This is a genomic window from Pseudomonas sp. N-137 (genome assembly GCF_034555295.1).
GTDB classification, from domain to species: domain Bacteria; phylum Pseudomonadota; class Gammaproteobacteria; order Pseudomonadales; family Pseudomonadaceae; genus Aquipseudomonas; species Aquipseudomonas rhizophila.
In genome coordinates, this window is the sequence record NZ_JAXUDQ010000011.1 from 75115 (window position 1) to 101307 (window position 26193).

At 58.2% G+C, this 26193-nt stretch carries 43 protein-coding genes, 2 tRNA genes and 1 pseudogene; 27 read left to right on the top strand and 19 right to left on the bottom strand.

The genetic code is table 11. The annotated features are described in order from the left end of the window. Nucleotides 1-21: 21 nt before the first annotated feature. The 12 genes from T3A99_RS12725 to T3A99_RS12780 form a co-directional block, all read right to left on the bottom strand. Nucleotides 22-699 (bottom strand): hypothetical protein, encoded by a 678-nt coding sequence (locus T3A99_RS12725; protein ID WP_322834398.1) that lies wholly within the window; start codon nt 697-699, stop codon nt 22-24. Further along, nucleotides 696-1292, bottom strand: coding sequence for a recombination protein NinG (locus T3A99_RS12730; RefSeq protein WP_322834399.1), 597 nt, complete (start codon nt 1290-1292; stop codon nt 696-698). The genes T3A99_RS12725 and T3A99_RS12730 overlap by 4 nt, the downstream gene beginning before the upstream one ends. After that, nucleotides 1289-1540, bottom strand: coding sequence for a hypothetical protein (locus tag T3A99_RS12735; RefSeq protein WP_322834400.1), 252 nt, complete (start codon nt 1538-1540; stop codon nt 1289-1291). Before T3A99_RS12735 ends, T3A99_RS12730 begins: the two co-directional genes overlap by 4 nt. Continuing rightward, nucleotides 1537-2007: a hypothetical protein gene (locus T3A99_RS12740; protein WP_322834401.1), complete on the bottom strand. Its 471-nt coding sequence runs from the start codon at nt 2005-2007 to the stop codon at nt 1537-1539. Before T3A99_RS12740 ends, T3A99_RS12735 begins: the two co-directional genes overlap by 4 nt. Further along, on the bottom strand, nt 2004-2195 hold the full coding sequence (locus tag T3A99_RS12745) for a hypothetical protein (protein WP_322834402.1): 192 nt from the start codon (nt 2193-2195) through the stop codon (nt 2004-2006). Before T3A99_RS12745 ends, T3A99_RS12740 begins: the two co-directional genes overlap by 4 nt. Further along, nucleotides 2192-2707, bottom strand: coding sequence for a hypothetical protein (locus T3A99_RS12750; RefSeq protein WP_322834403.1), 516 nt, complete (start codon nt 2705-2707; stop codon nt 2192-2194). The genes T3A99_RS12745 and T3A99_RS12750 overlap by 4 nt, the downstream gene beginning before the upstream one ends. After that, a complete protein-coding gene (locus T3A99_RS12755) occupies nt 2704-3492 on the bottom strand; it encodes a hypothetical protein (protein WP_322834404.1) in 789 nt (262 codons plus the stop codon). Before T3A99_RS12755 ends, T3A99_RS12750 begins: the two co-directional genes overlap by 4 nt. Further along, on the bottom strand, nt 3479-4390 hold the full coding sequence (locus T3A99_RS12760; RefSeq protein ID WP_322834405.1) for a helix-turn-helix domain-containing protein: 912 nt from the start codon (nt 4388-4390) through the stop codon (nt 3479-3481). The genes T3A99_RS12755 and T3A99_RS12760 overlap by 14 nt, the downstream gene beginning before the upstream one ends. Then, the gene (locus tag T3A99_RS12765; protein WP_322834406.1) at nt 4387-5187 is read right to left on the bottom strand and encodes a phage antirepressor protein; all 801 of its coding nucleotides are present in this window, start codon (nt 5185-5187) and stop codon (nt 4387-4389) included. Before T3A99_RS12765 ends, T3A99_RS12760 begins: the two co-directional genes overlap by 4 nt. 107 nt (nt 5188-5294) lie before the next feature. Continuing rightward, a complete protein-coding gene (locus tag T3A99_RS12770; protein WP_107322577.1) occupies nt 5295-5495 on the bottom strand; it encodes a hypothetical protein in 201 nt (66 codons plus the stop codon). Between the two features lie 20 nt (nt 5496-5515). Further along, on the bottom strand, nt 5516-5731 hold the full coding sequence (locus T3A99_RS12775) for a hypothetical protein (protein ID WP_064588254.1): 216 nt from the start codon (nt 5729-5731) through the stop codon (nt 5516-5518). Nucleotides 5732-5765: 34 nt separating this feature from the next. Continuing rightward, nucleotides 5766-6014, bottom strand: coding sequence for a transcriptional regulator (locus tag T3A99_RS12780; protein ID WP_310662473.1), 249 nt, complete (start codon nt 6012-6014; stop codon nt 5766-5768). Between the two features lie 95 nt (nt 6015-6109). Between T3A99_RS12780 and T3A99_RS12785 the strand changes: the two genes are divergently transcribed. Together T3A99_RS12785 and T3A99_RS12790 are read left to right on the top strand one after the other, a co-directional pair. Further along, the gene (locus T3A99_RS12785; protein ID WP_322834407.1) at nt 6110-6952 is read left to right on the top strand and encodes a S24 family peptidase; all 843 of its coding nucleotides are present in this window, start codon (nt 6110-6112) and stop codon (nt 6950-6952) included. Between the two features lie 562 nt (nt 6953-7514). Continuing rightward, entirely contained in the window at nt 7515-7955 is a 441-nt protein-coding gene (locus T3A99_RS12790) for a hypothetical protein (RefSeq protein WP_322834408.1), read from the top strand. A gap of 54 nt (nt 7956-8009) precedes the next feature. Here T3A99_RS12790 and T3A99_RS12795 read toward each other — a convergent pair whose 3' ends face one another. Next, the gene (locus T3A99_RS12795; protein WP_322834409.1) at nt 8010-8318 is read right to left on the bottom strand and encodes a DUF1654 domain-containing protein; all 309 of its coding nucleotides are present in this window, start codon (nt 8316-8318) and stop codon (nt 8010-8012) included. Nucleotides 8319-8824: 506 nt separating this feature from the next. On the opposite strand from T3A99_RS12795, the gene T3A99_RS12800 reads away from it, so the two are divergent. The 13 genes from T3A99_RS12800 to T3A99_RS12860 all read left to right on the top strand — a co-directional run bounded on the left by T3A99_RS12800 (nt 8825) and on the right by T3A99_RS12860 (nt 15933). Next, entirely contained in the window at nt 8825-9400 is a 576-nt protein-coding gene (locus tag T3A99_RS12800) for a hypothetical protein (protein ID WP_322834410.1), read from the top strand. Between the two features lie 117 nt (nt 9401-9517). Further along, complete coding sequence (locus tag T3A99_RS12805) at nt 9518-10042, top strand: hypothetical protein (RefSeq protein WP_322834411.1); 525 nt, start codon at nt 9518-9520, stop codon at nt 10040-10042. Nucleotides 10043-10537: 495 nt separating this feature from the next. Next, nucleotides 10538-10849, top strand: a complete 312-nt coding sequence (locus tag T3A99_RS12810) for a hypothetical protein (RefSeq protein ID WP_322834412.1) — start codon at nt 10538-10540, stop codon at nt 10847-10849. 21 nt (nt 10850-10870) lie between these two features. Next, a complete protein-coding gene (locus T3A99_RS12815; protein ID WP_322834413.1) occupies nt 10871-11092 on the top strand; it encodes a DUF551 domain-containing protein in 222 nt (73 codons plus the stop codon). 21 nt (nt 11093-11113) lie between these two features. Beyond that, nucleotides 11114-11359: a hypothetical protein gene (locus T3A99_RS12820; protein WP_322834414.1), complete on the top strand. Its 246-nt coding sequence runs from the start codon at nt 11114-11116 to the stop codon at nt 11357-11359. 92 nt (nt 11360-11451) lie between these two features. After that, nucleotides 11452-11577 carry a hypothetical protein gene (locus T3A99_RS12825; RefSeq protein ID WP_322834415.1) on the top strand — a complete coding sequence of 42 codons (126 nt, stop codon included), beginning with the start codon at nt 11452-11454 and terminating at the stop codon, nt 11575-11577. Next, the gene (locus tag T3A99_RS12830) at nt 11574-11765 is read left to right on the top strand and encodes a hypothetical protein (RefSeq protein ID WP_322834416.1); all 192 of its coding nucleotides are present in this window, start codon (nt 11574-11576) and stop codon (nt 11763-11765) included. The genes T3A99_RS12825 and T3A99_RS12830 overlap by 4 nt, the downstream gene beginning before the upstream one ends. Further along, nucleotides 11762-11932, top strand: a complete 171-nt coding sequence (locus tag T3A99_RS12835) for a hypothetical protein (protein WP_322834417.1) — start codon at nt 11762-11764, stop codon at nt 11930-11932. The genes T3A99_RS12830 and T3A99_RS12835 overlap by 4 nt, the downstream gene beginning before the upstream one ends. Before the next feature lie 272 nt (nt 11933-12204). Beyond that, nucleotides 12205-13335: a hypothetical protein gene (locus T3A99_RS12840; RefSeq protein WP_322834418.1), complete on the top strand. Its 1131-nt coding sequence runs from the start codon at nt 12205-12207 to the stop codon at nt 13333-13335. Nucleotides 13336-13388: 53 nt separating this feature from the next. Next, a complete protein-coding gene (locus T3A99_RS12845; RefSeq protein WP_322834419.1) occupies nt 13389-14357 on the top strand; it encodes a RecT family recombinase in 969 nt (322 codons plus the stop codon). After that, nucleotides 14354-15022 carry a lambda exonuclease family protein gene (locus T3A99_RS12850; RefSeq protein ID WP_322834420.1) on the top strand — a complete coding sequence of 223 codons (669 nt, stop codon included), beginning with the start codon at nt 14354-14356 and terminating at the stop codon, nt 15020-15022. Before T3A99_RS12845 ends, T3A99_RS12850 begins: the two co-directional genes overlap by 4 nt. Before the next feature lie 2 nt (nt 15023-15024). Beyond that, a complete protein-coding gene (locus T3A99_RS12855) occupies nt 15025-15543 on the top strand; it encodes a hypothetical protein (RefSeq protein WP_322834421.1) in 519 nt (172 codons plus the stop codon). 81 nt (nt 15544-15624) lie between these two features. After that, nucleotides 15625-15933, top strand: a complete 309-nt coding sequence (locus T3A99_RS12860; protein WP_322834422.1) for a hypothetical protein — start codon at nt 15625-15627, stop codon at nt 15931-15933. Nucleotides 15934-15942: 9 nt separating this feature from the next. Here T3A99_RS12860 and T3A99_RS12865 read toward each other — a convergent pair whose 3' ends face one another. Both T3A99_RS12865 and T3A99_RS12870 read right to left on the bottom strand, forming a co-directional pair. Continuing rightward, complete coding sequence (locus T3A99_RS12865; RefSeq protein WP_322834423.1) at nt 15943-16212, bottom strand: hypothetical protein; 270 nt, start codon at nt 16210-16212, stop codon at nt 15943-15945. A 101-nt stretch (nt 16213-16313) separates the two neighbouring features. Then, a complete protein-coding gene (locus tag T3A99_RS12870; RefSeq protein ID WP_322834424.1) occupies nt 16314-16520 on the bottom strand; it encodes a hypothetical protein in 207 nt (68 codons plus the stop codon). 100 nt (nt 16521-16620) lie between these two features. On the opposite strand from T3A99_RS12870, the gene T3A99_RS12875 reads away from it, so the two are divergent. From T3A99_RS12875 to T3A99_RS12910, 8 genes and pseudogenes are all read left to right on the top strand, one after another. Continuing rightward, entirely contained in the window at nt 16621-17598 is a 978-nt protein-coding gene (locus T3A99_RS12875) for a phosphoadenosine phosphosulfate reductase family protein (protein WP_322834425.1), read from the top strand. A gap of 46 nt (nt 17599-17644) precedes the next feature. Then, on the top strand, nt 17645-17800 hold the full coding sequence (locus tag T3A99_RS12880; RefSeq protein WP_322834445.1) for a hypothetical protein: 156 nt from the start codon (nt 17645-17647) through the stop codon (nt 17798-17800). Next, on the top strand, nt 17800-18930 hold the full coding sequence (locus T3A99_RS12885) for an HNH endonuclease signature motif containing protein (RefSeq protein ID WP_322834426.1): 1131 nt from the start codon (nt 17800-17802) through the stop codon (nt 18928-18930). The genes T3A99_RS12880 and T3A99_RS12885 overlap by 1 nt, the downstream gene beginning before the upstream one ends. Nucleotides 18931-18974: 44 nt before the next feature. Continuing rightward, nucleotides 18975-19259, top strand: a pseudogene (locus T3A99_RS12890) (DNA cytosine methyltransferase); the annotation flags it as partial. Between the two features lie 259 nt (nt 19260-19518). Further along, nucleotides 19519-19956 carry a hypothetical protein gene (locus T3A99_RS12895; RefSeq protein ID WP_322834427.1) on the top strand — a complete coding sequence of 146 codons (438 nt, stop codon included), beginning with the start codon at nt 19519-19521 and terminating at the stop codon, nt 19954-19956. Continuing rightward, nucleotides 19953-20264, top strand: a complete 312-nt coding sequence (locus T3A99_RS12900) for a DUF4406 domain-containing protein (RefSeq protein ID WP_322834428.1) — start codon at nt 19953-19955, stop codon at nt 20262-20264. The genes T3A99_RS12895 and T3A99_RS12900 overlap by 4 nt, the downstream gene beginning before the upstream one ends. Further along, nucleotides 20261-20836: a hypothetical protein gene (locus tag T3A99_RS12905; protein ID WP_322834429.1), complete on the top strand. Its 576-nt coding sequence runs from the start codon at nt 20261-20263 to the stop codon at nt 20834-20836. Before T3A99_RS12900 ends, T3A99_RS12905 begins: the two co-directional genes overlap by 4 nt. After that, a complete protein-coding gene (locus tag T3A99_RS12910) occupies nt 20833-21012 on the top strand; it encodes a hypothetical protein (RefSeq protein ID WP_322834430.1) in 180 nt (59 codons plus the stop codon). Before T3A99_RS12905 ends, T3A99_RS12910 begins: the two co-directional genes overlap by 4 nt. Before the next feature lie 18 nt (nt 21013-21030). Here T3A99_RS12910 and T3A99_RS12915 read toward each other — a convergent pair whose 3' ends face one another. Then, nucleotides 21031-21309, bottom strand: a complete 279-nt coding sequence (locus tag T3A99_RS12915; RefSeq protein WP_139050676.1) for a hypothetical protein — start codon at nt 21307-21309, stop codon at nt 21031-21033. A 103-nt stretch (nt 21310-21412) separates the two neighbouring features. On the opposite strand from T3A99_RS12915, the gene T3A99_RS12920 reads away from it, so the two are divergent. The 3 genes from T3A99_RS12920 to T3A99_RS12930 all read left to right on the top strand — a co-directional run bounded on the left by T3A99_RS12920 (nt 21413) and on the right by T3A99_RS12930 (nt 23794). Further along, nucleotides 21413-21742: a hypothetical protein gene (locus T3A99_RS12920; RefSeq protein ID WP_322834431.1), complete on the top strand. Its 330-nt coding sequence runs from the start codon at nt 21413-21415 to the stop codon at nt 21740-21742. An 812-nt stretch (nt 21743-22554) separates the two neighbouring features. Further along, nucleotides 22555-22761 carry a DUF4224 domain-containing protein gene (locus T3A99_RS12925; protein WP_107322604.1) on the top strand — a complete coding sequence of 69 codons (207 nt, stop codon included), beginning with the start codon at nt 22555-22557 and terminating at the stop codon, nt 22759-22761. 1 nt (nt 22762) lies between these two features. Continuing rightward, entirely contained in the window at nt 22763-23794 is a 1032-nt protein-coding gene (locus T3A99_RS12930) for a tyrosine-type recombinase/integrase (RefSeq protein WP_322834432.1), read from the top strand. Nucleotides 23795-23876: 82 nt separating this feature from the next. Here T3A99_RS12930 and T3A99_RS12935 read toward each other — a convergent pair. Then, nucleotides 23877-23963, bottom strand: a tRNA-Leu gene (locus T3A99_RS12935). A 194-nt stretch (nt 23964-24157) separates the two neighbouring features. Next, nucleotides 24158-24231, bottom strand: a tRNA-Cys gene (locus T3A99_RS12940). 379 nt (nt 24232-24610) lie between these two features. On the opposite strand from T3A99_RS12940, the gene T3A99_RS12945 reads away from it, so the two are divergent. Beyond that, nucleotides 24611-25390 (top strand): TSUP family transporter, encoded by a 780-nt coding sequence (locus T3A99_RS12945; protein ID WP_047226598.1) that lies wholly within the window; start codon nt 24611-24613, stop codon nt 25388-25390. Here T3A99_RS12945 and nudC read toward each other — a convergent pair. Further along, on the bottom strand, nt 25358-26188 hold the full coding sequence (gene nudC / locus T3A99_RS12950; RefSeq protein WP_274091304.1) for an NAD(+) diphosphatase: 831 nt from the start codon (nt 26186-26188) through the stop codon (nt 25358-25360). The genes T3A99_RS12945 and nudC overlap by 33 nt on opposite strands. Between the last annotated feature and the right edge of the window lie 5 nt (nt 26189-26193).

The window sequence follows — 26193 nt, forward strand, 5'->3', positions numbered from 1 at the left end:
AAGCCCTTTTGAGGGACTATTTCACGCCGCCTCGCTTTCCAGCACTCCAGCCGCCTCAAGCATGCGCTGCGCATCCATCAGAGCCTCGTTCACAATACCTTCCAAAGCATCCTTGATCGCCTTGTTCCAGCGCTGATAAGTCCGCTCCGTGAGGCCCTGGCTGTCCCAGTTGGTCATGTCGTAGTTGGACGCGGCCAGGACGATCATTTCGCCCGGGCGAGCCTCGGCGACAGCCCTGGCATGACGATTGGCGCGCTCGACGGCTTCCTGGGCGGCTCTGTTCCGCCAATCCCACTTCCCGCTTGCGTCTTCGATCTTCTCCGGCGCCTCCACTTGGCGCGCCTGGCGCTGGATACCCTTCACCTGCTGCGGGATGGCCCAGACAAGAACGGCCTGCTGAGTGAATCGCTGCGGAGCCGGGCTCTTGATGGCGCTGACGAGCCTACCGATCGAATCCACCTTCCGCCCCTTGTGGGTGCTGTACTTGGCGACCAGCGCGTTCCACTGCCGGGACGTCAGTTGAGCATGGAGCAGCTTGTGGACGATGCAGTCGGCCAGCAGGGTCGCATCCTTTCCGGTTATCTCTCCCTTGAGCTTGCTGGTTTGAACCTTGGGCTCGAAGTCGCAGCCACCGGCAGAGTTTATGGTCTCGGCGGCCAGGGCCCGGACCACTGCGGAAATCACGTTACGATAGATCATGCTGCAGCCCTCTTCAGTTCGCGGGTCTTGGCCCGGTATTCGGCCTTGATGGCCTTCAGATCGTCGATGGTGTACTTGCGCACGCTCTGGTCGGCTTCGAGGGCGTCGACTGCCACCTGGCCGATGCGCGCGATCAGCCCGATCCGGTAATCCACTGCGTTGCCCGAGAGGAACCGGTTGTCCTGCTTGCTCTGGGCGTGGCAGTTGCGTTCATCGAATCTCAAGTGCGGCGCAGAGCCAACGCTACGGTAATGGCCGGCATCTACTGCGTTGCCGCTCCAGTCCAATGGCTTGCCACTGGATATGCAGAGGTGGCCGGCGGCCTGGTCCCGGGCACGGATGTATGCGTTGAAGGCCTGCTGTGCTTCGCGCAGATGGTCGCCGCGGGTTTTGAGCTTCTCCTTGCGGACCTTGATGTCCCGGCGCTCGCGCTGGGCGAACGACTTGCGCTGCTTCTCTTGTCGCTGGCGGATGATCGTTACTGCACAGTCAGGCGAGCACCAGGCTTGAAATGGCTGCGCAGGGACGAATGAGGCCCTGCACCCTGCCACTCGGCATTTCTTCGGACGGGGTTTCTTCGCGGTGAGGCTCATCGGCGCTCCTCCCGCTTCTGGCGCAGGTAGAAGTTCGCCACCACTTCGGCCAAGAACCGGCAACCGAACTCAGAGAGACCGCTGGCAAACTCGCTGGCAGCTTCGGCCCTCTCCGCGTATTCGTCATTCAGTCGAAGGGCGACGGCGCTGCAAAAGCTCCCGATGTCTTCGGCATCCATTTCCTTGACCAGCTTGTCCACGGACAAGAACACGGTCGTTTCTGTGGTGATTCCAAGTCCGTCGCTCATGCAGCCTCCTCGCTCAGCAAATCGGTGAACACCACGCCCTGGCCGGTGAAGTACGCGGCCATGCGATCGGTGTACTGAATGCCCTGGGCGCGATTGAACAGACTGGTCACCGGGAAGCCATCGGGGCCGAACAGCTTGTGCTCACCCATCAAGGCCAGCTTCTCCTCGTAGGGCAGGTGGCGCATCACCCGGTACCAGGCCGCTTGAAAGCCTGAATCCTCGTTCAGCAGGATCTGCACGCCGAAGTGAAGCTTGCAGTACCGGCGAGCATCGGCCGGGTCGCCGATCTGGGTCATCTCGGATATGCGCTTGTACATCGCGAACCACAAGGCGTTCTGGTCGAGCGTGCGGTCCTTGCCAGGGCGTAGCGACACGACGACGAACTTCTTGTCGCGGAACATGGTGCTGAGCTTGGTGATGGCCTCGGAGAGCTTGGCCTGGCAGTTGACGGAGATTTTGTCGGTCATGGCTTGCTCCTACCGCGAGCGAGAAAGTCACGCAGGCTCTTCTCGATTCCGAGGTGGTCCAGAAACACGGCAACGAGCACAACTGGAGCCGCCGCGAGCATGAAAGCCTCATCAACGAATAGCGTCATGCCGATCAGCAGCAAGCCGACCACCGAGAGGATTGCGCTGAGCACACTGAATGCATTCATGACTGCTCTCCCTGGCCCATGGCGGCGTCATAGTCGATGCCCATCGATGTAGCTCGGCGCCGCGCAGTGTTGCCGTTACCCGGCGTGAAATCTGGGATGTCGTCGAACTCTGGGTATTCGGGGCGAGCCGGCGGATACCCGGGAGCCTTCATGGCCTGGTCAATGGCTGCGCGAAGGTTCTCGCTGTAGTTCTCGCCGATCACGCGCTCGCGGGGCTCAGACAGCCAGCGACCAACGATTTCGATGCCGACACTGCTGTCTCCTGCATCGCCATTCGGCTGGCTTGAGTGTCGGATATCCCAGAATTCCGCCTCGATAGCGTCAAGCCGATCCTTGTCCTTGCGGAGCGCCTCGTTCTCGGCCAGCAGCTCCAGCGCCACTTCCTCTACAGTCTTCTCACCCAGAAACTCTTGAAGCGCCTCGGTGTTCTGCCTCCACTCCCCGCAGTCGGCCTTCCAAGAAGCGACTTCACTCCACAGAAGCTTCTGGAGTTTTTGCTTGTCGATGGTCATGTCCGTTGCTCCAGTTCCTGAGCCTGCTTGATCAGCAGTGCACGTCGATCTGCCAACTCATTGGCCGCTTCAATCCGCATTTCGTCCTTCTTCTCAGCACTGGCAGCGCGCATTTCCAGCATCGAGGCCTTCACCAGATGCAGTTTTTCGCGCAGAGCCGGCGTTGGCCGGGCGACAGTTCCGGTGAGCAGGCCGGCAATGGCGCGCCCGTCTTCGGTGATCGGCTCGACGCTCAGGTCAGCCAAGTACTTCTGGCCGTGTTCTCGTGGGATCCGCTTCAATTCCATCGCTCTGGTGACAGCCTGGATGCGGCTGTTGGCGTCGAAACCCACGGAGACATGCCAGTTGACCCGCTTGGTTTCTTCCCGGGCCTGGCCGACGAAGCGCTCGTAAGCGCCGATGAATGCCATACGGGCACCCACCCTGTCGCCGGCGTCGAGGACAGGTTTCGCAGCGGCCAGGGCCAACTGGATTTCATCAGTCAGCACCACGGTTTCGAACTCATCGTTCGTGGTCATGGCGATGGCCCACGCCTCGTCCTTGCCTGGGCGGCCGTCGGAGGCCTGGACGCGCTGCAGGATGTCCGCCATGGCGAGCTTGCCCTTCACTTCGAAGCGGCAGGCCTTCAGCGCGGCCTTGACCACGGGCACCGAGTAAGCGCACAGGTCTTCAGCCATCATCGCTGCGGTACCTGGGTTCATTTCCTGACCCATGGCCTCGGCGGTCGCGCAGATGGCCGCAGCCAGGCCGGCGACCTGCTGGTCGTTCATTTCAGAGGTACTCATTGCGGTCACCTGCTTGGCGCTTTGCCAAAACCATCTGAGCGGCCTGCTCCGCTGCGGAGAGATTTGCCTCAGTCCGCTCCATCTGGCGGGCGGTTGTGCCGTTGATGCGCTGACCGGTCACCCATTGGGTGTGGTAGCTCTCCGCGTTCGCCAGTAGCTCGTTGAGGCTGTGGCACTTGCGGAGAACGGCGGCATCGCTGGTCTTCAGGTAGTGGGCTGCGACGTGGTGGGCGACGTCGGCGCCGAGGCGGTCAACAAGCAGCGCCATCTGCTTGCCTGCCTTGGCGTTCCATACCGGCCAGGCGCTGTAGCGTTTGCGGTAGGCCATGGCGTAGTTCGCCCAGACCTTGAAGGTTTTGCAGGTTTGGTCCTTCGGCCCTGGCATGTCGACGGGAATCTCAACCCGTGGCTGCTGGGGAGCGAATGGCACAACCTGCCCCGTCGCGGCCTTGGCGGAAGCCTGGGTCGCAATTGGTTCAATGACCGGTTCAATGACCGGTTCAGAAGAGTGACTGGTTCTGGGTGCAGCTCCTGCACTACCCCCTGGTGCAGGAGATTCACTAGGGGGTGAACCTGCTGCACTACCCTGGTGAATCTGCTGCACTACCCCTGGTGCAGGAGGTGCACCACCATCGAGGGTGAGGAAGTAAACGTTTGACGAGTTCCCTTTCGGACCACCCTTGCGGATTTCCTTGCGCAATAGTCCCGCCTCACAAAGCGCGGTGATGTGGTTCATGACTGAGCGCTTGCTGATTTCGCACTGGTCAGCTACGTGCTGATAGGACGGCCAGCACTCGCCTATATCGCTCGCATTGTCGGCCAGCTTGATCAGTACCAGCTTGCGCAATGGATTGCCGACGCGAAGCTTCATCGCGGCGACCATAAGGCCCATGCTCACGCTGCACCTCGCAGAGCCTTGTCATGGGTGTACAGCCCATCCCAGGTCTTCTTCATGGGCAGCTCGCCGGCCAGGTACAGGTCGTACAGGCGGGCGGCACCCTTCTTCAGCAGGACAGGTGTGAAGGAAACGAACGGCTCTTTGCCGTGGGGAGTGACTTCGTGCTGGTGCTCGGTCATGTACTTGTCGCGGGCATAGGACGCCACGCGCAGCCGCAGGCCAGTCTTGCTCTCGTTGTAGAGCCAGTTCCGCGTCTCCAGGTACTTGCCCACCTGCATGACGTTGACCCCATTCAGGCCCTTGCAGAACTGGGTGTGGGTCATGCCTTCCTTGAACAGGTTCTCCAGGGAATGGATCTTGGTGGCCTGCTGTTCGACCTGGGCGGTCAGTAGCAAGCGGGCCTTTTCAGAATCCATGGCGATCTGCAGGATTTCGATGGTGGAGAGCTGCTGAGGCTGCGCCAAGCTGTTGAGCTTCGCGACCACGGAACGGCGGACGGCTTTCGACTCGCGCATTGAAACAAGCAGGCACTGGTCCTTCGTCAGCATCAGCCCTTCCGAGGCTGGACCACGCTGATTCCTTACTACGAAAGTTTCGTAGTATTCCCCCTCCAGCTCATCACGGCACCGGGCGGTGAAGTCGGCGCGGCGAACCTCGCTTTCTCCGAACTCGGTGCGGGCTGTGTTGACCAATTCGAGCAAGTCGAAGCTGCTCATTTTGTGCGACACGTTTTCAGATCCGGCGAAACGTGTCGCGACATTGGCCGGGGTATTGATCGCTTGGTTGGATTGGTGCATGATTTGCTCCAGTTGTTACCGCTGTTGAAAAAGCCACCCTCGTCCGGTGGTTTTTTTATGCCTGTCGAAAAGCGGGACCTTCTTCAGTCCCTACGTGAGGGCCTCACCTATCCAGTTGAGGGCCTCTTAAGTCCCACCAGCGTCAGAACTGGCGCCTTATGCCTGCCAACGAAGACCGTTGCCCCTGAGGTAATTGCCTCAAGAAGGATCTCGTTTACCGCTTCTTCAAACGTCCACCCTCTTGCCTCCATAAGCTGGTGAACCTTGACGCGGGTCTCTGGCGGCACGTTTTCTTCTGTGAATTGCATTCGTGCCCTCCTGAGGGGCTCTAGCCCGCGATATTCTTGAGGTCCTTGAGATCCTCGGGCATGAGTGCCTCGATGGCGCCGTTAACCGCTGCCCACTCGAGCATCTCGAAGAGATAGGTGGCGTACTCGCGGCGGCTTTTGTCGGCGGCGCGCTGAAGTTGTCGATCAAGCAACGGATAGAGACGGATCTTGCGGGCGATGTCTCGGCGCTGATTGAGGGGGTCTTTAAAGCCCATACGGGGTTTGCTCCTTTAGTGCATGCAAGGTTGGTTAAGCGGCTGAAAGGGATTGATTGGGCGCAGAGCTGATCTGTGCCCACGGAAACGACGGGCAAAGGTCGGCCTTCTTGATCTGGCCTTCGGTCAACGCCTCGATTTGCAAGGCGCGTTTGGCCGGGACCGCACGCTCACCGGAACACCATTGGTTCACGGTTGGTGCAGTAACCCGCAGCAGGCGCGCCATCTCCGCCTGGCTGCCCAGCAAGCGGGATGCTTCTTTGGCTGCTTCTGCTGATTTCATGAGTTCTCTCCTGGAGATTTGGGATGAATATAAGGCATTACCTTATCGTAGACAAGCCATTGCCTAATCTATATGTCGATAGGCCTAATTAGGCAATGCTTACCGGACCGGATTTAGGCGCCGCCATCGAGGCCGCGCGGATCGCCAAGGGCGTATCGAAAAAGAGACTCGCAGACGACTTCCAGGTGAAGCCTCCGTCGGTGCAGGGCTGGGTAAAAAACGGCCGCATCGACAAGTCGAAGCTGATGGATGTGATCGCCTACTTCGCAGACGTCGTGGGCCCGGAGCACTGGGGGCTGCGACCAGGCTTCTCTTACGGGAACATTCCTGACGACGTAGGCGAATCGGTTGACGACTCCCCCGCTCCTTCGGCGGCAGAGATAGTCCGAGGGATGCTGGCATCGCAGGGAAAGGGGCTTTCTGAGGAGTCTCGCCGGCGCCTGCTCGCCGCAGCTGAAGCCGATGATGGCGGCGGCGTGATCGAGCTAGATTATTACCGTCCTGGCGCGGTCGGTGATGAGGTGTGGATTGCGCACTACGACGTTCGTGCCGCAATGGGCGGCGGGCAGATCCCGCACGACTATCCTGAAATGCTCCAGGACATCCGAGTTAGCCCCCAGCACCTGCGCGAGATGGGCGTCGAGTTCAAAGAACACTTCCATCTGAAGATGGTCACGGGCTGGGGTCAGTCAATGGCGCCAACCATCAAGCACCGCGACCCGTTGCTCGTGGACATCAGCATTCGGGAGTTCGTTGGGGATGGGATTTACATGTTCTCCTGGGACGGCCACCTCTTCATCAAGCGGCTCCAGTGGCTGGGTGATGACCAGCTCAGCATGATTTCGGACAATGCGCTCCATCCCGCTCGAACGATCCGCGCAGATGAAACCTATATTCAGGCGCGGGTGCTGCTAGTGTGGAACGCAAATCTCGTATGAGAGCTTTACCAATGCTCCACCCTGCTGACCCTTTTAAATTTTGGCAACCATTGCTTCGTACCGGCCAGGCCACCTTTCGAATAGAGTTTGGGAAGATTTATGTCTGACGAACACGATTCAAATCCACCACGTGCGAAGCTTGCCGTGAGAACGCGAGACTTCGTTAGATTTTTAAACGAAAAAAGTCCTGAGTCGGACTGCCCTGTCTGTGGGTGTGACCAGTGGACAGTGATATGTCCAGGCCCCGAAGGTGACACTTATCGGATCGTCGCCCCGCTTAGGGATGGCGACAAATCTGTAACCATATCCACTTTCGCAATCCACTGTGAAAATTGTGGTTATTTAAGACATCATGTTTCAAAGGTTGTAAAGCGGTGGGCTGATGCCAATCCAGAGGAGCCCGAATTGGATTTCGATCCAGCTCCCGGGGAGGAGGACTGATCAATTGAATAGGTTTTCCACGTGCGGTGAGATCAAAACCGGCTTTGAGCATGCAGGACCTAAATTCCGAGCCCCATCTCGCGGGGAAAGTCCAGTTTCACTTGGTGACAACGGACAAGTCATGGAAGATACTGAAGTTATGAATGACATAACGCGCGAAGAATTCAATGCCAAGCTCGAGACCATCGAAGCCAGAATGGATGCTCGCGTAGAGTCTGTGTCATCAAAAATTGACGCATTCCTCGCGACGCAATCGGCCGTGCAAATCGAGCGCGATAAAGCCCAATTGGAACGCGACAAAAGGTTTGAGGCGCTTGCTGAAAGAGCCACAAAAGCTGCGGAGGGAGCCGAAGAAGCAGCGAAGCAAGCGGCTACCGTTAAAGCCAACTACTGGGCTGCTGTTGTGGTTCAGCTGCTTGCTGTAGTAGCGATCCTGGTTGGGGCCTACTACGCGAACCAAGCCAATGTTCTTTCGGCCGTTTCCACAACTGTTTCGGTTTTCCAGGCCGGGCAGGAACAAGGCAAGCCCGCCGATCAGCCCGCCCAGACAGCACCTAAGTAACTCTCTTCCCCATGCACTGAAGCCCGGCCCTGGCGCCGGGCTTTATTTTGGACATTAGAAAGGCACCGGCTCTTCTGCCCTTTCGCTAACCTCCACCGGCCGATCCTCCTCGGCGTACGCCTCCCACCTCAGCGTCACCGATTCATCGTCGTTGAACGTTATGTCTATACCGTCCGTCTCGGATAGCACACCTATCACCTCCTCCCATTCTCGATCCCCGTCGCTGTCCAGGCGGTGGATCGTCACCCAGCGCTGAATCTGCGCCACCGGGTGATTGATCATGTTCGAAACCCTCAAGCCCAGCCGCTCTAACCCGGTCATTTCGCGCCGGGTTTCTTCTTTGTTATTCCCCTGCTTCGCCATTCCTCACCTCACCTATTGCTGTATATCCATACAGGTTTAGCAAAGCCTATCTCAGCCAGAAGGAAAAGTAACTACTCCCTTGGGATGAGTGGGAGGAGATAAAAACGTGAAAATAATTAGGCATTACCTATTTACAGATATTAGGCATTGGCTTATTGTTCATCCATCGAGACGCCACAGCGACTCGCCAGGGCCTCAACAGACCCGCCGCTCTTTAACAGCACAGGATCCTCGCCATCGACTACCCCGGGTTCCATCCGGTAAGTGCGAGCAACAAATAGTCGATGCCATGCCAGCTCTGGAACTGGCCGTGCTCACCAGATGTGAGTACGCGAAACCACGCAAGCCAGCCGTCGAAGAACACCGTTCATGAAATGTGTGACGCCGGCCAGAGATATGAATCCGGCGATGCGCGTGGTGGAGAAAACAGATTTTCTCGATGCGCTTGGAAGCAGGCGCATCCGGAAAATCAACCGCCCAGTAGGGCACAACAGCAGGTGACAGGAATGGATATCAAGACCCTTGAGGCGCTGGGCGTGAGCGCAACTGACCTTACCGATCGTATCGTGGATCAAGCAGTGCATGCCCTCCTCTATTCCACCAGTTACGGGGACGACGACGAGGAAAGCACGCAAGCGTCCCGTTTCAAGCAGCAGATCGAAAAGCGCGTGAAGGATGCGGTCGACCAGAAGATCGACGCGATGTTCGCTGAGCATGTTCTGCCGCGCGTTGGGGAGATCATCGAATCCGCCGACATGCGCAAGACCAGTCATTACGGCGAGCCGAAGGGCGAACCGATGACCTTCAAAGAGTACATCGCCAGTCGCGCTGAGGTGTACATGAGCGAGAAGGTCGACTACCACGGCCAGTCGAAAGACGAATCGAAGGACAGCTACAGCTGGCGCGAATCAGGCCCGCGCCTCACCGTTCTGATGAAGCTCTACATCAAGGACACCCTTGAGAAAAGCGCGAAGTCAGCGATCAACGATGTGAACAAAGTGATCGCCAAGAACATCGAGCAGGCCGCCAAGGATGCGATTACCTCCTGCGCAGCTTCGCTCAAGGTTGCGGCGACCATCTAGCAGCCAGCACCGAGCAACAAACAGATGGCTCCCTGCTGTTTCAGGTCGGCCATCTGGCTTTACAAATGCCTCTAGTCCCCCTGGAGGCATTCGAAAGCCAAACAACGGAGAGTCGAAATGGCCTACTACAAGACAAGCGATGCCGGTGTTCTGGCGGCTTGGAAGGCGTACAGGGAAAGCGCGGATCGTTTGCAGGTGCAGGGCGAAGAGTTTGCCAAGCGCTTTGCAGGTGCCACCGCACTGTTCCAAACCAGCGTGCACAGCGGTCGTAACTTCTACGGCCTGAAATTCAAACCTCCGATGCCGCAGCCGCTTTGGACAAAGCCAGATCCTAAGGCTGATGGCTCTCAGTTTCCGCGCTCGTCTCTCCCGCCAGGAACAAAGGGTGAAGAGCGGAAAGCGCTGAAGCTCGAACTGGAAAAGCTCCAGGAAGAATTCAAGGCGAACAAGCCCAAGGATAAAGCCGACCTGGAGCCGTTCCTGGGCGCCATGGGCCTTGGCGGCGGCGCGCTTTTCTTCAACAGCTACAAGCAGGTCGTGACGCCTGACTGCATCTACGTCAGCACATCGGCAAAACCGAATGATGTGATGACCGAGATTCTCGGCAGCGAGTTTGAGGCCGCCGAGAGAGCCAGCCACTGAACAACCAGCGCCACGACAGCCTGTCGTTAACTGCCCGATCACCTCGAAAGAGGCTGCATCGGAATGTCGGCGCCCCATGAAAAAAGCTGATCCAGGCCAACTGTTTGTATGCGAACGGGCGGACGTAGTTAGGCATCTTGGTCAGGACCGACATTCCAATGCAGCTTCGATAGGTGGCCACTGCCTGCCCAGTGAGCGAGCGATAGGAGATACCGCCATGAAGCGCTAACCAGCCGTTGCCGAGCAACAGCCTACCCGGCCGCTACAGTGTCGGGCGCTTGGGACGACGAGAGAATATCGGCCCCGGAGAGCGCGCCTTGTCAGCGCCCCGAAGCGGGCATAGCCCACAGGATCTGCTGGTGACATCAGCGCCGGACAAGTAACCGGCACCCTCCCCCGACCAATCCCGCATGCACATGACACCGCGCCCAACGGCAACCAGCGGAAGGATCGTGTGCAGCCGAAATTTGTTGGATCAACCAGATGGAGAGAGTCATGAGCAAATACACGGAGGCGATCACGGAGGCTGTAAAGGCTCTGGAGTTGGCCGAGAAGTCCCACCAGATCGCGTCCGAGCGACTCGCAACCGTTCGCGGTCACGCAGGCCAATCCGGCTACTCGGTTTCCATTAACGGCGTAACGGTGGCGGTTTCCACCTGCGACAGCCGCACCTATCAAGGAACGCTGATCCGTGGCCGGGAAATGATTCACCTGGGCGCCTTAAAGGCTCTCGGCGCCGAGCTTCAAACGGCAGCCGACCGAGTCCGGGATTGCCGCGCGTATCTGGCATCCATCGTTATCGCCTAACCCCAAACACTGGAGGTCGCCATGAGCGGCTGGATCAAATGCAGTGATCAATTGCCGGATCTGCCGAAGAGCGGCGGCAAGCACCATGTCATCGCCTACACGCCAGCCAGAGCTGCACAGGCTCTCGCGAACGGCTCCCGCTTCCTCTACTGGAACGGCATTGACTGGCGCCACCCGGACGGCTCTCGATTCGAACATCGCGTCACGCACTGGCAGCCCTTCATCACCCCGCCCGCCGACTGACCCGCCACCCTGGAGGCAACCATGGCAACCAGCTATGCAGACAGTGCCCAGGCCAGGGCATGGGACCGACACTTCGACGAAATGGGCCGTCCGCGCCCAACCCACAAAGACCTCTTCCACGATTACGACGCCTTGCAGGCCCAGGCCAAGCTGACGGCCGAGCAGCGCGCTTTTGAAGTCGCTCACAGAAAGGCAATGGCGATTCGCATAAACGCTGCCGTGGATCAGATCGCTGAATTTTGGGGCCTGGAGGTAAAGAAATCGTGAACGCTCACTCTATTGCGACACACCGGATTGAGGTTGAGCTGTCTGCAATCCCTGCCTCCTTGATCCCTTCGCTAACCGCAGACAGAGCGCGTATGGCGGCGATTCTGGCGGAGGAGCTTTCCGCGATCACCACCAGCGAGCGCGACTCCTATCTCAAGCAAATTCGCGCCTCTGAGTTGGCCAGGTACGTCGAGCTTTTACCAAGGGCTGCAGCATGAGCCCTCACATCCTGATCGACGAGGCGCTAGAAAGCCTGGAGCACCCCGACAGCCCTCCAGGTGCCGGAAAGGTTGTGCTGCACATGATCACCAAAATGATGGAAGGCAGCGCCATCACAGTTGAAGAGTTCAACCACTACTGCAAGCGCCTCCTGAAAATCACCAGGCAGCGCACGGAGGCGTTATGAGTACTGCACCGGTTAAAACGCTGCTGGATGAGCAGCTCGAAGAGATTGAGCGCAGCCTTGCGATAGTAGGCGCTGGCATTCCGCGTGAGCTGCCTGTTGTCGTGCTCCCGCCCAAGCTGGTAGCGGCGATCAAGTCGGGGCGTATCGCAGTGAGGGCCAGACAATGAAGTACCTCTACTGGATCCTCGGCGCCTCCATCCTCATGACCATGCTCGCCTACACCGTGGTCAGCGAAAGGTCGGCATCCTGCAGCGTACCGCAACTGTCCCAGGTGCTGAAGTGACTGCCCGTCAGCGGGCCCGGCGCTTGCTGATCTGGCGCGGGTCGTTCTCGGCCATCACCTTCTGCACTTTCCTGATGTTGCTCGGCGCACTCGCCGATCGCATCACCCAATAAACAACACCACCACAAGCTGCGCTCGGCGCAGCAAGGAATCGTCATGTCCGCAAAAGCCAAACAAGCCGCCGTATTGACCGACCTGGAAGCGAGTGAAACCGGCGACACAAAGAATGCTGTTGCTCCTGCAGTTGCCGTCACCGATATCGCCGAGTATCGGCCACATGAAGAACAGATTGTCCGTCTGGAAACGACCTACGCGAACCTGGTTGTCGACTGCTCTACCAGTGAAGGCCTGGCGAATGCGAAAGAGGTTCGCGTTGATATTCGCGATGTCCGCTATGCCCTGGCCAATACCACGAAAACGGCGCTGATTCCCTATCAGCAGGCGGTTAAGGACGCCCAGGCTCGCGTCAACCAAGTGAAGGAATTCGGTGAAGCGCTGAAGGATCGCGTGCTGGCGATCGAGGCGCCTGTCGACGAAGCAATCAAGGCCGAAGAAAAGCGCGCCGCTGACGCCAAGGCCGAACGCGAGCGTGTCGAGGCTGAGCGTGTCGAAGCCATCCGGGCAAAGATTACCCGATTCGGTTCAGTCGCTGCTGCATATGCAAGCCGAAGCGCTGCCGACGTCGAAAACGTCCTGAAAAATGTCAAGGAGTCGGTGATCCTGCCCCAGGAGTATGCCGAGTTCGAGGCTGAGGCCACCATCGCTCGCGACAACGCTATTGAGCAGCTTGAGACCCTCCACAAGGCTGCAGTTGATCGAGAAGATGCCGCCGCCAAGCTCGCCGCCCAGCAAAAAGAACTGGATGAACTGCGCGAGAAGCAACGTATTGCTGACGCCGAAGCTGAGGAATTGCGCAAGCAGCGCGCCGAGGAAGACCGCCTGCGCTTGAAAAAACAGCAGGATGAACTCGACCAGCAGCGCCGCGATATGGAAGCGCAGCAACGCCAACAGCGCGAGCGCGACGCACAGTATCAGCGTGACCAAGAAGAACTGGCTCGCCTGCGCGCACAGGCTGCTGCACCTGCCACGGTCGCAGAAGTCGTCGCGACTCCAGTAGCAGTCCAAACAACACCAGCGGTTGTGACAGAAGCTGACCCCGCTCCCCTGGAAGACGTACCCGTTGACTCGAACATGCCGAGCGCCAGCGAAGTGGTCGAGGTCGTAGCCATGGCCTTCTGCGTCACCAATGACGAGGCATCGGCCTGGCTGCGCACCCTGTCGTTCTAAAGAACCCGAAATCACCCCGGAGGCCGACCACAGTCGTCGGCTATGGAGTAGTAATGAACGCATCTACCCAGCTGTCCGCAATTTCAACGGATTTTGCCAGCCCGACTGCGCTGATCCTCAACCGCGAAAGCATGCAGTCGATGACAGACCTTGCCGCCATGATGGCGGGCGGGAAAACCGCTGTTCCACAGCACTTCCGAGGAAACCAAGCAGATTGTATGGCCATCGTCATGCAGTCGATGCAATGGGGCATCAGCCCCTTCGCCGTAGCTCAGAAAACCCACGTTACACAGGGAGGCGCCCTCGGATATGAGGCGCAGCTCATCAACGCTGTCGTGATTTCCCGGGCCCCTATCCAAGGCCGCCCCGAATACGAGTACCTGGGCGACTGGGACAAAATCCTGGGTCGCGTGAACGAAAACAAGTCCGACAAGGGCGGAAAATACTACACAGCAGCCTGGAAGAAAGAGGATGAACAGGGTCTCGGCATCATCGTTCGCTTGACCATGATCGGCGAGACCGTGCCGCGCGAGGTCAAGGTTATGATGACCCAGGCCTACCCGCGCTTCTCAACCCAATGGGCCACTGACCCCAAGCAGCAGATTGCCTACCTGGCGATTCGAAAATGGGCTCGGCTCCATGCCCCTGACGTAATCCTCGGGGTCTACACCAACGACGAGATGCCGTCCGCCGAGGAAGTAGATATTACGCCGCAGGCTGGAAATCCATCAGCCGCATCGAACAAGCCTGCCGAAGTAGGTGCAGCAGCGGTGCCGCAGGGCGACACTACCGACGCAACCGTAGACTTGTTCGAGAGCCTGAAGAAGATCGCCCAAGAGCAGGGTATTGAAGGCTACGAAAAGGCTTGGAAGGCGCTGAAACCTCAGCAGCGCGGCGCCATTGGCGTAACCCGTCACGGCGAACTGAAGTCGATTGCGCAGACCATAGATGCGGAGTTCACGACCGTCAACGAGAGCGCCGACGTTAATGCTGAAAGCGATCAGCAAGGAGGGAATCAATGAGCGCCGCTGTAGATCTTCAGCGCACCGAGCAGTGGCATCAAGACCGCAGCGGTCGCCTAACAGCAAGCAGGTTCAAGGATGTGATTGCGTGGGGGGATCGCGACAAGCATGGCAAGCGCAAACCACTTGCTGCCCGCACCACCTATATGCGCGAACTGGCATTTGAACGGCTGGCTAACAGGTCGAAACATTCGGTCAGTAGCAAGTCGATGGCCTGGGGCACAGAAGTCGAGCAGTCGAGTCACGACTTTTACGAAATCCTGACCGGCAATACCGTCATCAAGTCGGGCTTTGTGGTTCACCCAAAGTACGACTGGCTGGGCTGTTCGCCGGACGGCTTGATTGGTGAGGACGGGGGCATTGAGTCGAAATGTCCATTCAATGAGGCCGTCCACGTTCGCACCTGGCTCGAAGGCATGCCCGAGGAACATAAGCCGCAGGTTCAGGGCTGCATGTTCGTCACGGGCCGGGAATGGTGGGATTTCCTGTCGTTCGATCCGCGCCAAGATGAAGACTGCCGCCTCTACATCGAGACCATTAAACGCGATGACGAGTACATCGCGATGCTTCATCAAGAGCTGGTCCAGTTCAATCTGGAGCTTGGCCGGATGGTTGATGAGGTCGCCGACAAAGCGCGGGCGCAGGCCCATAGATTAGGAGCTTGATCATGATCAGCCCAGAACTCAGCACCATCCGCCAAAAGGATCTAGACCGCGACTGGATCGCTCGCGCCACGGCGGAGTTTGAATGTCGTGCAACCCTAGAAACACTACCTGTGCAGGCCCGCGACGCTGACTTCGGCGTGATGTTCAACGGCAAAGCCTGTGACGGCACACGGGCCGAACCCAACCCCTCCCTGGAATCCAAGGTTGCGGCAGCAGCACCAACCCTGACTGTCACTGAGGCCATGAAGACATTTCACCTTAGTGAAAGCGACTTGAAGCGCATGGCTACCCGCATGGGTTTCAAGTTCAAGCGCGGATACACCACCAACCAGGGCCACAAAGCTACCGATGGCCGAATGGTCGAGCGGATCATTGCCTTGCGCGACGTAGGCCTAAGCCGTTCCAGGGTCATGAAGCAGATCGGCATGAGCTACGAGAAATTCCACCGCCTGCTCAAGGACTACAAAATCGACTTCCCGGCGCTGCCGTTCAACATGCGCAACGGGAAGCTGAAGTCTTGAAGCGATCCGCAGCCCGCACCCAACAACGCAAACGACAGACCTGGCTAGCAATGCCGGCCAGCGGAATAACGGAGGCCTGCCATGGCTGCAGCTCAGAAAGACCGGTCAGCAAAGACCGCGGCGAAGCGAAAGAGCCGCGGCGAAGAGGAGCTGCGGCTGCACACGTTGGCCGGCACTCGACAGGCCCTGGCTGACCTGATGGCCTGGAACGGTATTGAGGAACAGGGCGAGGCCATGACGCTGATGATTCACCATTTGCATGGCCTGGGCCAGGCTGGATCGGCTCAGTTCCTTTCGCCGCCGCGACACGAATACGTGATATCCGAAAACGTGTCGCGAAAGTTGAAGCTCGCCTACGAGCGCGAAGCTTTGCGTCTCGGTCAAGATTAGCCATCTTGATTATCGAATGTTGATGTCAACTTCCTGTGCCAGTTGACCATCCTCAAACGGTTCGTCCTTGATAAAAACTGCTTGGACGTGCGAATTCTTCTCCTTAAATTCATCGTCTAGAAAAGCTTGTGCCTCGCAGAACTCCAGAACCTGCAGGTCCTCGCCTCGTCTTTTGATTCTGTTGAATGTCAGCCCACCCTGAAACTCCAAGATGTCGTTGGGATCGAGATTTTTGAGTTGACGCTGCAAGTCACCAACAGTGAAGGGGAAGTTGCTCATTTTCTCTCCTTGATCTGGCCCCATGCCAGTCACCCGTAATACCCCAACCCAAACCAAATTGCCACCACAGGTCACTCCGGGGGACCTCAGGTTCCTACCGTTCAAGGTAGGGGGTGATAGGCCGAAATCTTGGCGTTCATGAGTTTCGCAATTACTTCTGCCTCCTCCATCGTCGACCCGTCGACAAACTCGAAAACAGGCGGTTCTGACGGCAGTCCCGGCACATCATCGTGAAACTCCATCGTCATATATGGCTGGCCTGCGTCCGTCTCGTGGACGGTAAATACAACTCTCGTCTTATGACTCATAGCGACCTCCTCGGCCCGGCCCCATGCTGGGCCATCAACCAATAGCCTACAAACTCGAATCACGCCAACCGGCGAGGCCGGCGCGCACCTGGAAAACGCCATGACCATCGAGCACAACGTCATCAGCTACAGCGGCGGAAAGGACAGCACTGCCATGCTCCTGCTGGCAGTGGAGCAGGAGGTCGAGCACCTTCAGGCTGTCTTCGCAGACACCGGTAACGAGCATCCTTCAACGTACGAGTACGTCAGGTATATCGAGCATTCTACCGGCGTGCCTATCCGCTGGATTCGCGCCGATTTCACGAAACAGATCGAAGGCCGTCGCCAGATGATGCGCAACGTGATCGCCGGAACGCACAAGAACCAGGGCCGGTATGAGTGGACGCCAGAGATTGCCGAACAGGCCCTTGGCTTGCTCTACACCACCGGGAACCCGTTCCTCGACATGTGCATGGTTCACGGCCGGTTTCCATCCACAAAGGTCGCGTTCTGCTCCAAAGAGCTCAAGCGCGACCAGTTAACCAAGCAAGTCCATCTGCCGCTTCTCGATGCTGGTGATGATGTTCGCTCCTGGCAGGGTGTACGCGCCGACGAGGGAGCGAAGCGCGCCCTATTGCCAGCATCAGAGCACGTTTTGACGCGCAGCAACGGCGCCGAACTCTGGAACTACCGACCGATCCTTCCCTGGACCGCACAAGAATGCTTCGAGATGCACCGCAAGCACGGCCTCAGGTCGAACCCGCTGTACGAGCTGGGTATGCGCAGAGTTGGCTGCATGCCCTGCATAAATGCCGGCAAGGATGAACTGCTGGAGATCAGCAAGCGCTTCCCGGAAGAGCTTGAACGGCTCGCGGAGTGGGAGCAGTTGATATCGAAGGTGAGCAAAACGAAGGTCGCGACCTTCTTCCCCGCTTCGGACCTCGGCGCAACATCTGCTGCTGACGCAGGAACGATAACGCACGGCATCCACGCCAGGGTCGAATGGGCCAAAACATCCCGCGGCGGCCGGCAATACGACCTCATCCGAGTAGATCCGGAAGTTGAGCTGTGCAGCTCGATTTACGGACTCTGCGAATAAATAGATCCCCTTTTTTCAACCTTCCGCCAACCGGCGAGGATCCCCTATGCCCAATGTCACCTACCGCTCTGTGTGCAGCGGGATCGAAGCTGCGACCCAGGCTTGGCACCCGCTGGGCATGCGCGCCGCCTGGTTCGCCGAATTCGAGCCAGCATTTCGCTATTGCTTCATCCGCCTGGGCGAGCGAGCATTGACCACCTGATGAATGCTGCTGCCTACAAGGACGTTTCTTTGAAAATCCCCGCGGTAAAAAAAGCAAAGCTGGACCAAGCTCTAAAACAATTCGATGAAAAATTTCGCCACGCCCCCGAGTGGAAAGGCTGGACTGAAAACCAAGCGCATCGCTACGCAATCAGCGCGAACAGCACTTTATACCCTGCAAAAAAAATAGTTTCTTTGGCCACCGGAACCCCGGTAGGACTGTTTTCAGGTGGCCAGCCCACAAACGGATATTTGAAGCGGCATGGATTCACAATCGTTGAACTGCAACGGTCAACTGATCCAGAGCTGCGCTTTGTGGCGGGTCAGGTTTATGACCGGCGAACTGAGATTCACGATTTGTTCGGAGGCAGTCGCCAGAGTGGAATTGCCCCATCAGCGCAGGCCCCAGCGGTATTCATTTTCACCGGCGACTCAGGTGGTCAGTACGGATATACCGACTCGCATAGCGAGGAGCAGGTTTTCAGCTACACAGGCGAAGGCCAGCTCGGTGATATGACTCTGACTAAAGGAAACCTGGCAATTCTCGAGCATTCAAAGCAGGGGAAAGCGCTGCATGTTTTCGAGATACTCGGCAAAAGTTTAGGCCAGAAGTACCTCGGCGAATACACGTGTGCGAGCCATGAATGGCGTCGCGGCCCTGACAAGCTTGGCAACGACAGGGCGATAGTCGTTTTCAACCTAGTCCCCGTAGGGCTCGAGATCGACTCCCCTACGTTCTCAGGAGAAGACGAAGCCCCAGATCCAGCTATGTCACTTGCCGAGGCGAGAAAGCGCGCTCTTGCGGCTGCGTTAGCAGGATCGGCTGGAGATAGCGGATCGGCACGCAGGACCGTATATCGTCGCAGCAGAATAATCTCCAATTACGTTTTAAAGAGGGCAGCCGGGAACTGTGAGAGCTGTAAGAAAGCCGCCCCTTTCATGAAGGCAAACGGCTCACCATACCTAGAGCCGCACCACGTAAATCGATTATCAGATGGCGGCCTAGACCACCCACGTTATATAGGTGCCATCTGCCCCGCCTGCCACCGCGAAATCCACCACGGATTACACGGAAAGGTGAAGAACGAAGCGTTGAAAACTTACGTCGCTAGTATCGAGCCGAAGTCTTAACGGCTTCCGAATCAACAGGGCGCAGCCTAGAACGCCAGAGTGGCACCATGACAATCCCTGACCGCCTGGCCATGGTCACCGCGATGGTGAAGGGCACGCCCTATGTCATCGTCGATATCTGCCTGCGCATGCTGAAGCCGTCCGAGCTGTACAAGGCTCAGGGCTTTCCCGCCGACTACGTGATCAGTCACGGCGCCGACGGCAAGCCGTTCACCAAGACCCAGCAAGTCCACATGTGCGGCAACAGCGTCAGCCCGCCGCCAATGGCAGCACTGGCGCGAGCCAATGATCCGTGGCGCGTCGAGGAACGGCAGGCAGTCGCGGCGTAAATCATGGACATGGAATGACCGAGATCCACTCGGCCAGCCAGGTTGCAGCGCGAAAAATCAGGTCGATCAGGATCTGGTACATCAGGTCTTCGATTGCTCGTTTCATGCGGTAGCGCTCCGGTGCAGGTATGAGTCGATGATGCCGTCACGACTCTTCGGTATGCGCACTTTGGAACGAGCTACCCCGCAAATCCTCTTGTGGGTTTTCCACTATTCCCCCACTCCACCGCCCGGGCATGCCCCGGCATAGGACATAGCCATGCCCGCAGAAAAGATAACCCTGGGCCAGCGGCGCCAGGAACGACTCACCGCCGCCAACGAATTCTTGCAGGTCATAGCCCGTTGCGGCCGGCACTTTTTCCGCAACAAGGGCTCAGGCCATGACGCCTACCTGTCGATGAATGCCCGCGGGAGGATCGTCTGGCTTCACGACGACTACACCGGTGCCCGCATCAACGTCGCCAAAGAGGGCGAGTGGGATGGTTTCTCACACGGCGGCACGCTGAAGAGCCTGGTCGGGTCTCTCGGCAGGTTTGTCCTCCATGGTTCGACAATGCGCTACGGGTACTTCCAGCCGACGATGGATAACGGCTTCGAAAACCCATGGGGATATGGCGACGACATCCTGATCGTTCGCGATGAAGGCGTACGCCTTGGGCTGATCCGCAAACCGGCCGAAGTCCAGGAGGCAGCATGAAGCGCATCTACCTCAGCGGCCCCATGACCAACATGCTGGACCTGAACTTCCCCCTCTTCCACACCACCGCCGCCAGGCTGCGCGCCGCCGGCCACACCGTCACAAACCCCGCCGAGCTCAACCCAGACCCAGGCACCTGGAGCGAATGCATGCGCCGCGACATCAAGGCGCTGATGGACTGCGACACCGTGGTCACCCTGCCCGGCTGGCAGGATTCCCGCGGCGCCAGCCTTGAAGTTCATATCGGCAAGGCGCTCGGCATGCGGGTTGTGAATGCTCATGATCTGGTATCGATGGAGGCTGTATGAGCAACGTAGATCGTTATACCCAGCAGGCAGTTGGAGCATCTGATCGACCTGGCTTCTGGGTCCACGCTGGCGACTTCAACCAGAAGATGAGCCAGGCGAGCGAGCGCGAGGCGTACCTGCTTGGGGAAATAGAGAAATGGACAGCCCTGCACAATGAGCACTACAAGCGGGCAGAGATCATGAAGCTTGAGTGTGACGCCCTGCAGATGCGCCTGAACGCAGCGGATCAGCGGATTGATGACTTCGCTGGCGGTGATTGTGAGTGGAGCCAAGACGGGGAAAGCGGGATCTGGAACAGCGCCTGCGGCTCTACTTGGTCGTTCCACGATGAAGGGCCAGAAGAGAACGGCATGAACTTCTGCCATTCCTGCGGTAAGCACCTGGTGGTTGAGGTGGATGGGCCGGAACTGGATGACGACTGGCACATGAACCCGTGCAAGCAAGGTCATCGCGACGTCGGAGCCTCGGGTGGCGTCGCAGCATGCAACCAGTGCGACGAAAAGATCGAGGCAGCCACCACGCTAGAAGCGTTCGAGCGCTGGAACGAAACTCACCCAGCAGCGCAGCCATGAGGCGCTTCGTTCGTCGAAAGGCCGAGGCTTGGCTAATCCTGCTCGCCGCCTGGATCCTGAGCGGCCGCAACGTCCACCGCGCGCCCGTGACGTCCCGCCGCGACAACAACGACATGTGGGCAATGGCTGAAAAACTCGAAGCCATCGCCCAGCGAATCAGCACCCAATACCGGTAGGCCAGTTCAGCGTCGAAGCTACACGAAAACCCAGAGGCCTTTAACATTCAGTCCGGCGAGAACCAGCGCCGTCAATAATCCAGGGAGCCGCATCAATCCCATCATGATGAATAGGATGGGGTTCATCATGCCAACCATGAAAAGGACCAGTACAGCGATTTTTGGCTGGCTGGGATCAAATAGAACCTTTGTCATGATTCCGGCCCATATCGCCCAAAAGAAATACATCGTCACGCCATCTACCCGAAAAAACGCCCGCTTAAACGTCTGTCCGACCGTATCCGTTTCATTGAGCATCTGAGCCACCGCTATAACCGATTCCATATCGATAGTAGCCGTAGCTCCAAAAACCTCTACCCCCCCCTTCAAAGTCAGCCGCTATAGCGGCAAGGACGAAGTCATGCCTGAAGAAATCAAATTGATCCAGCCAGCCCCAGTCGTGCGTGACGAGAACGGCTTTTTCCAGCACCCCGACCTGCCCGACTTTGAAGAGGGCGACGGTGAAAAGTCCAAAGCCTGGATCGCTGCACAGCATTTGCAGGTGCAGATGGTTGAACTCGAATACCACAGCGACGAAGCGGTCTCGGAGCGTTACTTCGAAGCGGGCGACCCAGACTGCAGCTACTGGGAGCCGGATCGCCCCGACGGCGACGCCTGGTTCTGCCTGGCGATTCACGATACGGACGACGGCCCAGTCTGCTGGTGGGCACGCCGCGAGGTGACGCCATGATCCTCCCCCTGCTCTACATGGCCATGCTTGTGTATCGAGGGCCCAGGCCATGAGAAAGGTCACCCGCGTAATTGATGACCCGACGGCAATGTATGGCTTCCGCATGGAGGCTGCCACCTATGAGGAGGCCGAGAGAATCATCGGTTTCCGCCTGGATAGGCGCCTCAACTACTCGATCAATCGTGAGGGCGAGGTTGAGCAAGACGGCTGGTGCACTCTCGATTGCTCTGGTTGCAGTTGCGGTTGTGAGGGTGGCTGTAGCTGCGGACCGCCAGTGGGATGCAGCGAATGCGGCTACACCGGCAAGCGCCGCACCTATTTCAGCTTTCCACCCTCCCCGCCAAAACGAAAGACCTACTAACCCCAATCCACCTACAGCCTGCCGGTGAACGGCGGGCGGAGGATTCGTCATGCCCGATTTTCAAACCGAAACCACGCCCACCGCCCGGAAGGTGCACCAGTGCGGCGAGTGCTACGGCCACATCCAGCCCGGACAAAAATACCAGCGCGTCTCCGGTAGCTGGGATGGCTATATGGGCTCGTTCAAAACCTGCATGCCTGCGTCGAGGCCCGCACCTGGGCCATTGCTCAGCCTGAATGGATGGGCGATGGGGAGCACCTCTACTACTTCGGCCGCCTCGAGGAAGACCTGGCGGATCTGGCGCCGGAGATCAGGTCGGAGGATGGGCGCCGATTCTGTGCCTATCGATTGCAGGCGCTCATGGCCCGCCGCCGACTGGCAGCCAAGGCGCAGCGGAAAGCTGCATAACCCCACACCAACTTCTGCCGCCACGCGCGGCATGGAGCAGCTCATGAGCATCCAATTTCTATCCCACGAGGAGGTTTGCGAGCTGACCGGCGCGCGAACCAAGGCAGGGCAGATCCAAAACCTGAAAAAAAACGGGGTTCGGCACACGATCAAAGTCAACGGGTGGCCGAGTGTTACGGCCATGGCCGTGACCGCAGTCGGAATTTTTGAAGCAGAAAAACCCGTGTGGACACCACGTAAGGCTGGCTGAAATGGGACGACGACCAAGCAAACCCGGCTCTATAGCCCGGCTGCGTGAGCGCAAGAAGCGCAGCGGCCGGGTGTATTACTATTACGACACTGGAGGAAAAGATCGCAAAGAAATTCCGCTGGGCAATGACTACGGGCTGGCAATCATGGAGTACGCCAAGCTTGAGCGCGATCGCACCGCGACTGACCTGGTGTCCAAAGTGATCACCTTCCGCTACGTCGCCGAGAAATACATGGTCGACGTCGTTCCGACGAAAGGCAAGCTGACGCAGCTCGACAATAAACGGGAACTGAAAAACCTGATTGCGTTTTTCGATGATCCGCCAGCGCCTCTGGAAACTATCGAACCCCTTCACGTCAGACAATACCTAACCTGGCGCAAGGCCGCACCGGTAAGGGCAAACCGTGAGAAGGCTTTGCTAAGCGCGATATGGAACTTCGCCAGGGATAAAGGCTACACAGCCCTCGCCAACCCGTGCGCAGGCATCAAGGGAAACAAGGAAACCGGCCGGAACACTTACGTCGAGGATGAGCTGTTCAAGCGCGTCTACGATAAAGCCGACGTCGGCTTGCAGGATGCGATGGACCTTGCCTACCTAACGAGCCAACGGGTGACCGACACCAGATTGATGGACGAGCGAGACCTTCGCGGCGGACAGCTGTGGGTGCTGCAGGGCAAGACGAAAGCGAAGCTCCGGATTGAGGTAACGGGCGAACTGAAGGTTTTGATTGATCGAATCATGTCCCGGAAGTCAGAACACAAGGTCCGCTCGACGCGGCTGATCGTTACAGAGGATGGCACACCGATGACGGTGGCAATGTTGCGCAGGAGGTTTGACTTGGCCAGGGAAGCGGCCGGGGTGCCGAAGGCTGAGTTTCAGATGCGCGACTTGCGCGCCAAGGCAGGTACAGATAAAGCAGAGTCCAGCGGTGATATCTTGCAAGCCAGAGATCAACTTGGGCATACGACCGTGGTGATGACCGAGCAATACATCAGGAATCGCAAGGGCAAAAAAGTAATGCCTACCAAGTGAATTGCGGACCAGCATCAAAATTGCGGACCGGAAACAAACAAGGGTTTGCATTAGCTTTCGCTCGCAAACCCTTGATTTTAGATGGTGCCCGAAGCCGGAATCGAACCGGCACGCCCTTACGAGCGGGGGATTTTAAGTCCCATGCGTCTACCAGTTTCGCCATTCGGGCGGTAGCGCGGTCAACCTTATGGACATCAGCGTGGAGCAGATATGCCAGTCGAGGCTGGTGCAGCAAGAGGGGGGAATATATACATCCCTTCCCGGCGAAGCAAGGTTGCTTCTGTCCTTTTCAAGACAAAACCTGTCGTTGCTCCGAAAATAAAAAAGCTCCGTAAATCATGGATCTACGGAGCTGTTTTAAAGTGGAGGCCGAAGTCGGAATCGAACCGGCGTAGGTGGATTTGCAATCCACTGCATAACCATTTTGCTATTCGGCCTCAAGACGCTTGATGCAAGAAAGCTACATCAACCGTGTACAAACCTGATCAGGAAACAAGACGCTTACGAAGCTCTATCTCCTTGAAAACATTGAGATTTTTTACGTCCCAGTGCGTTCGATGGGCGCAATTATGTACTCATTTGCCTAGGCTGACAACCCCTTGATTTCAAAAAAAATTCGTCCAAAGGCCAGCTTCCGCCCGACAACCACATAGGTGTGCGAAGGCTTCTGGGCCTGCGTCGCAACCCAGCGGAGCCAGCTCCCTCGCCACGGAGAACTTCAGGGACCCATGGAGGCAGTCGCAGCCCTGCCCCATTTATGGGTAACATACCGGCCTTCCCCGCAGCCACCTGCGCCCTGCCAAATAAGCCCATTTCATGCCTTTCGAACTCAGCGTTGACCTTACCACCCTCGCTATCCTGATCGTCGTTGCCTTCATTGCCGGGTTCATCGATGCCATTGCCGGTGGAGGTGGCCTGTTGACCACCCCGGCCCTGCTGACCGCCGGCTTGCCTCCCCATCTGGTCCTGGGCACCAACAAACTCAGCTCGACCTTTGGTTCGGCCACGGCCAGTTTCACGTTCTACAAGCGCAAGCTGTTCCATCCAAGGCAGTGGACCCATGCCCTCGTCGGCACGCTGGTCGGTGCCTTGGCCGGCGCCATCGTCGCCCATTACCTGCCCGCCGAGTGGCTGAACAAGATGCTGCCGGTGATCGTCTTCGCCTGTGGCCTGTACCTGTTGTTCGGTGGCACGCCCAAGGCGCCGCTGGACAGCGATGCGCCGATCAAGAAGACCTGGCAAGCGCCCCAGGGTTTCAGCCTGGGCTTCTACGACGGCGTGGCCGGTCCTGGGACGGGTGCATTCTGGACTGTCAGCAGCCTGCTGCTCTATCCCATCGATCTGGTCAAGGCCAGTGGTGTGGCCCGCAGCATGAATTTCGTCAGCAACATCGCGGCGCTGTCGGTGTTCATTTTTTCGGGGCAAGTGGATTGGATCATCGGCCTGAGCATGGGGCTGTCGGTGATGGTAGGGGCATTCTTCGGCGCGCGCACCGCCATCAGCGGCGGCGCGAAATTCATCCGACCGGTATTTATCACCGTGGTACTGGGCTTGACCGTGCGTCTAGCCTGGCAGCACTGGTTCAGCGTGGCCTAAGCGCCGCGCCACATAAAGGTCGATCAGGTAGCGGGCGATGGAACGCGAGGCCGGCAGCGGCGGCAGGTTGTGCACGTTGAACCACTGGGCATCTTCGATTTCATCTTCCTGCCTGATGATGTCGCCACCGGCATATTCGGCATGGAAACCGAGCATCATCGAATGGGGAAACGGCCAGCATTGACTGCCGACATACTGAATGTTCTTCACCTCGATGCTGACTTCTTCGCGCACCTCACGAACCAGGCAATCCTCGGCGGACTCACCTGGCTCGGCGAACCCGGCCAGCGTGCTGTAGACCCCCGTGACGAAGCGAGGCGAACGGGCCAGCAGGACTTCATCGCCACGGGTGATCAGCACGATCATGCTTGGTGAGATTCGCGGGTAATGCCGCAAATCACAGGCATCGCAATACATCGCCCGTTCCCGGGCAATCTGGCCCATGCGTTTGCCACAGCTGCCACAGAAACGGCACTCCCGAGCCCAGGTGCCGATCTGCGCGGCATAGCCCAGGACCTTGTACAGCGTGTGGTCATCCTCGAGCATGAAGGCCCGCAGCCCCTTCCAGCTGCAGCCGGGGATGTCCTGTGCGCTGTGCAGCTCCAGCAGATAGACCGGCTCGCCATCCAGGTGGCCAATGCCATGCTCGGCGAGGATCGACAGGTCCTGGCGCTTGAGCCAGTCGCGGGAAAACAGCGCGCCGTTGTCATCGAACAGAAAGCCTTCCGGGCTGCGGGCCACGGCCCAGCCCCCCGGGAGATCGGTATCGAGTACTGCGGTGGTCCAGCGTGAAATCATGATCA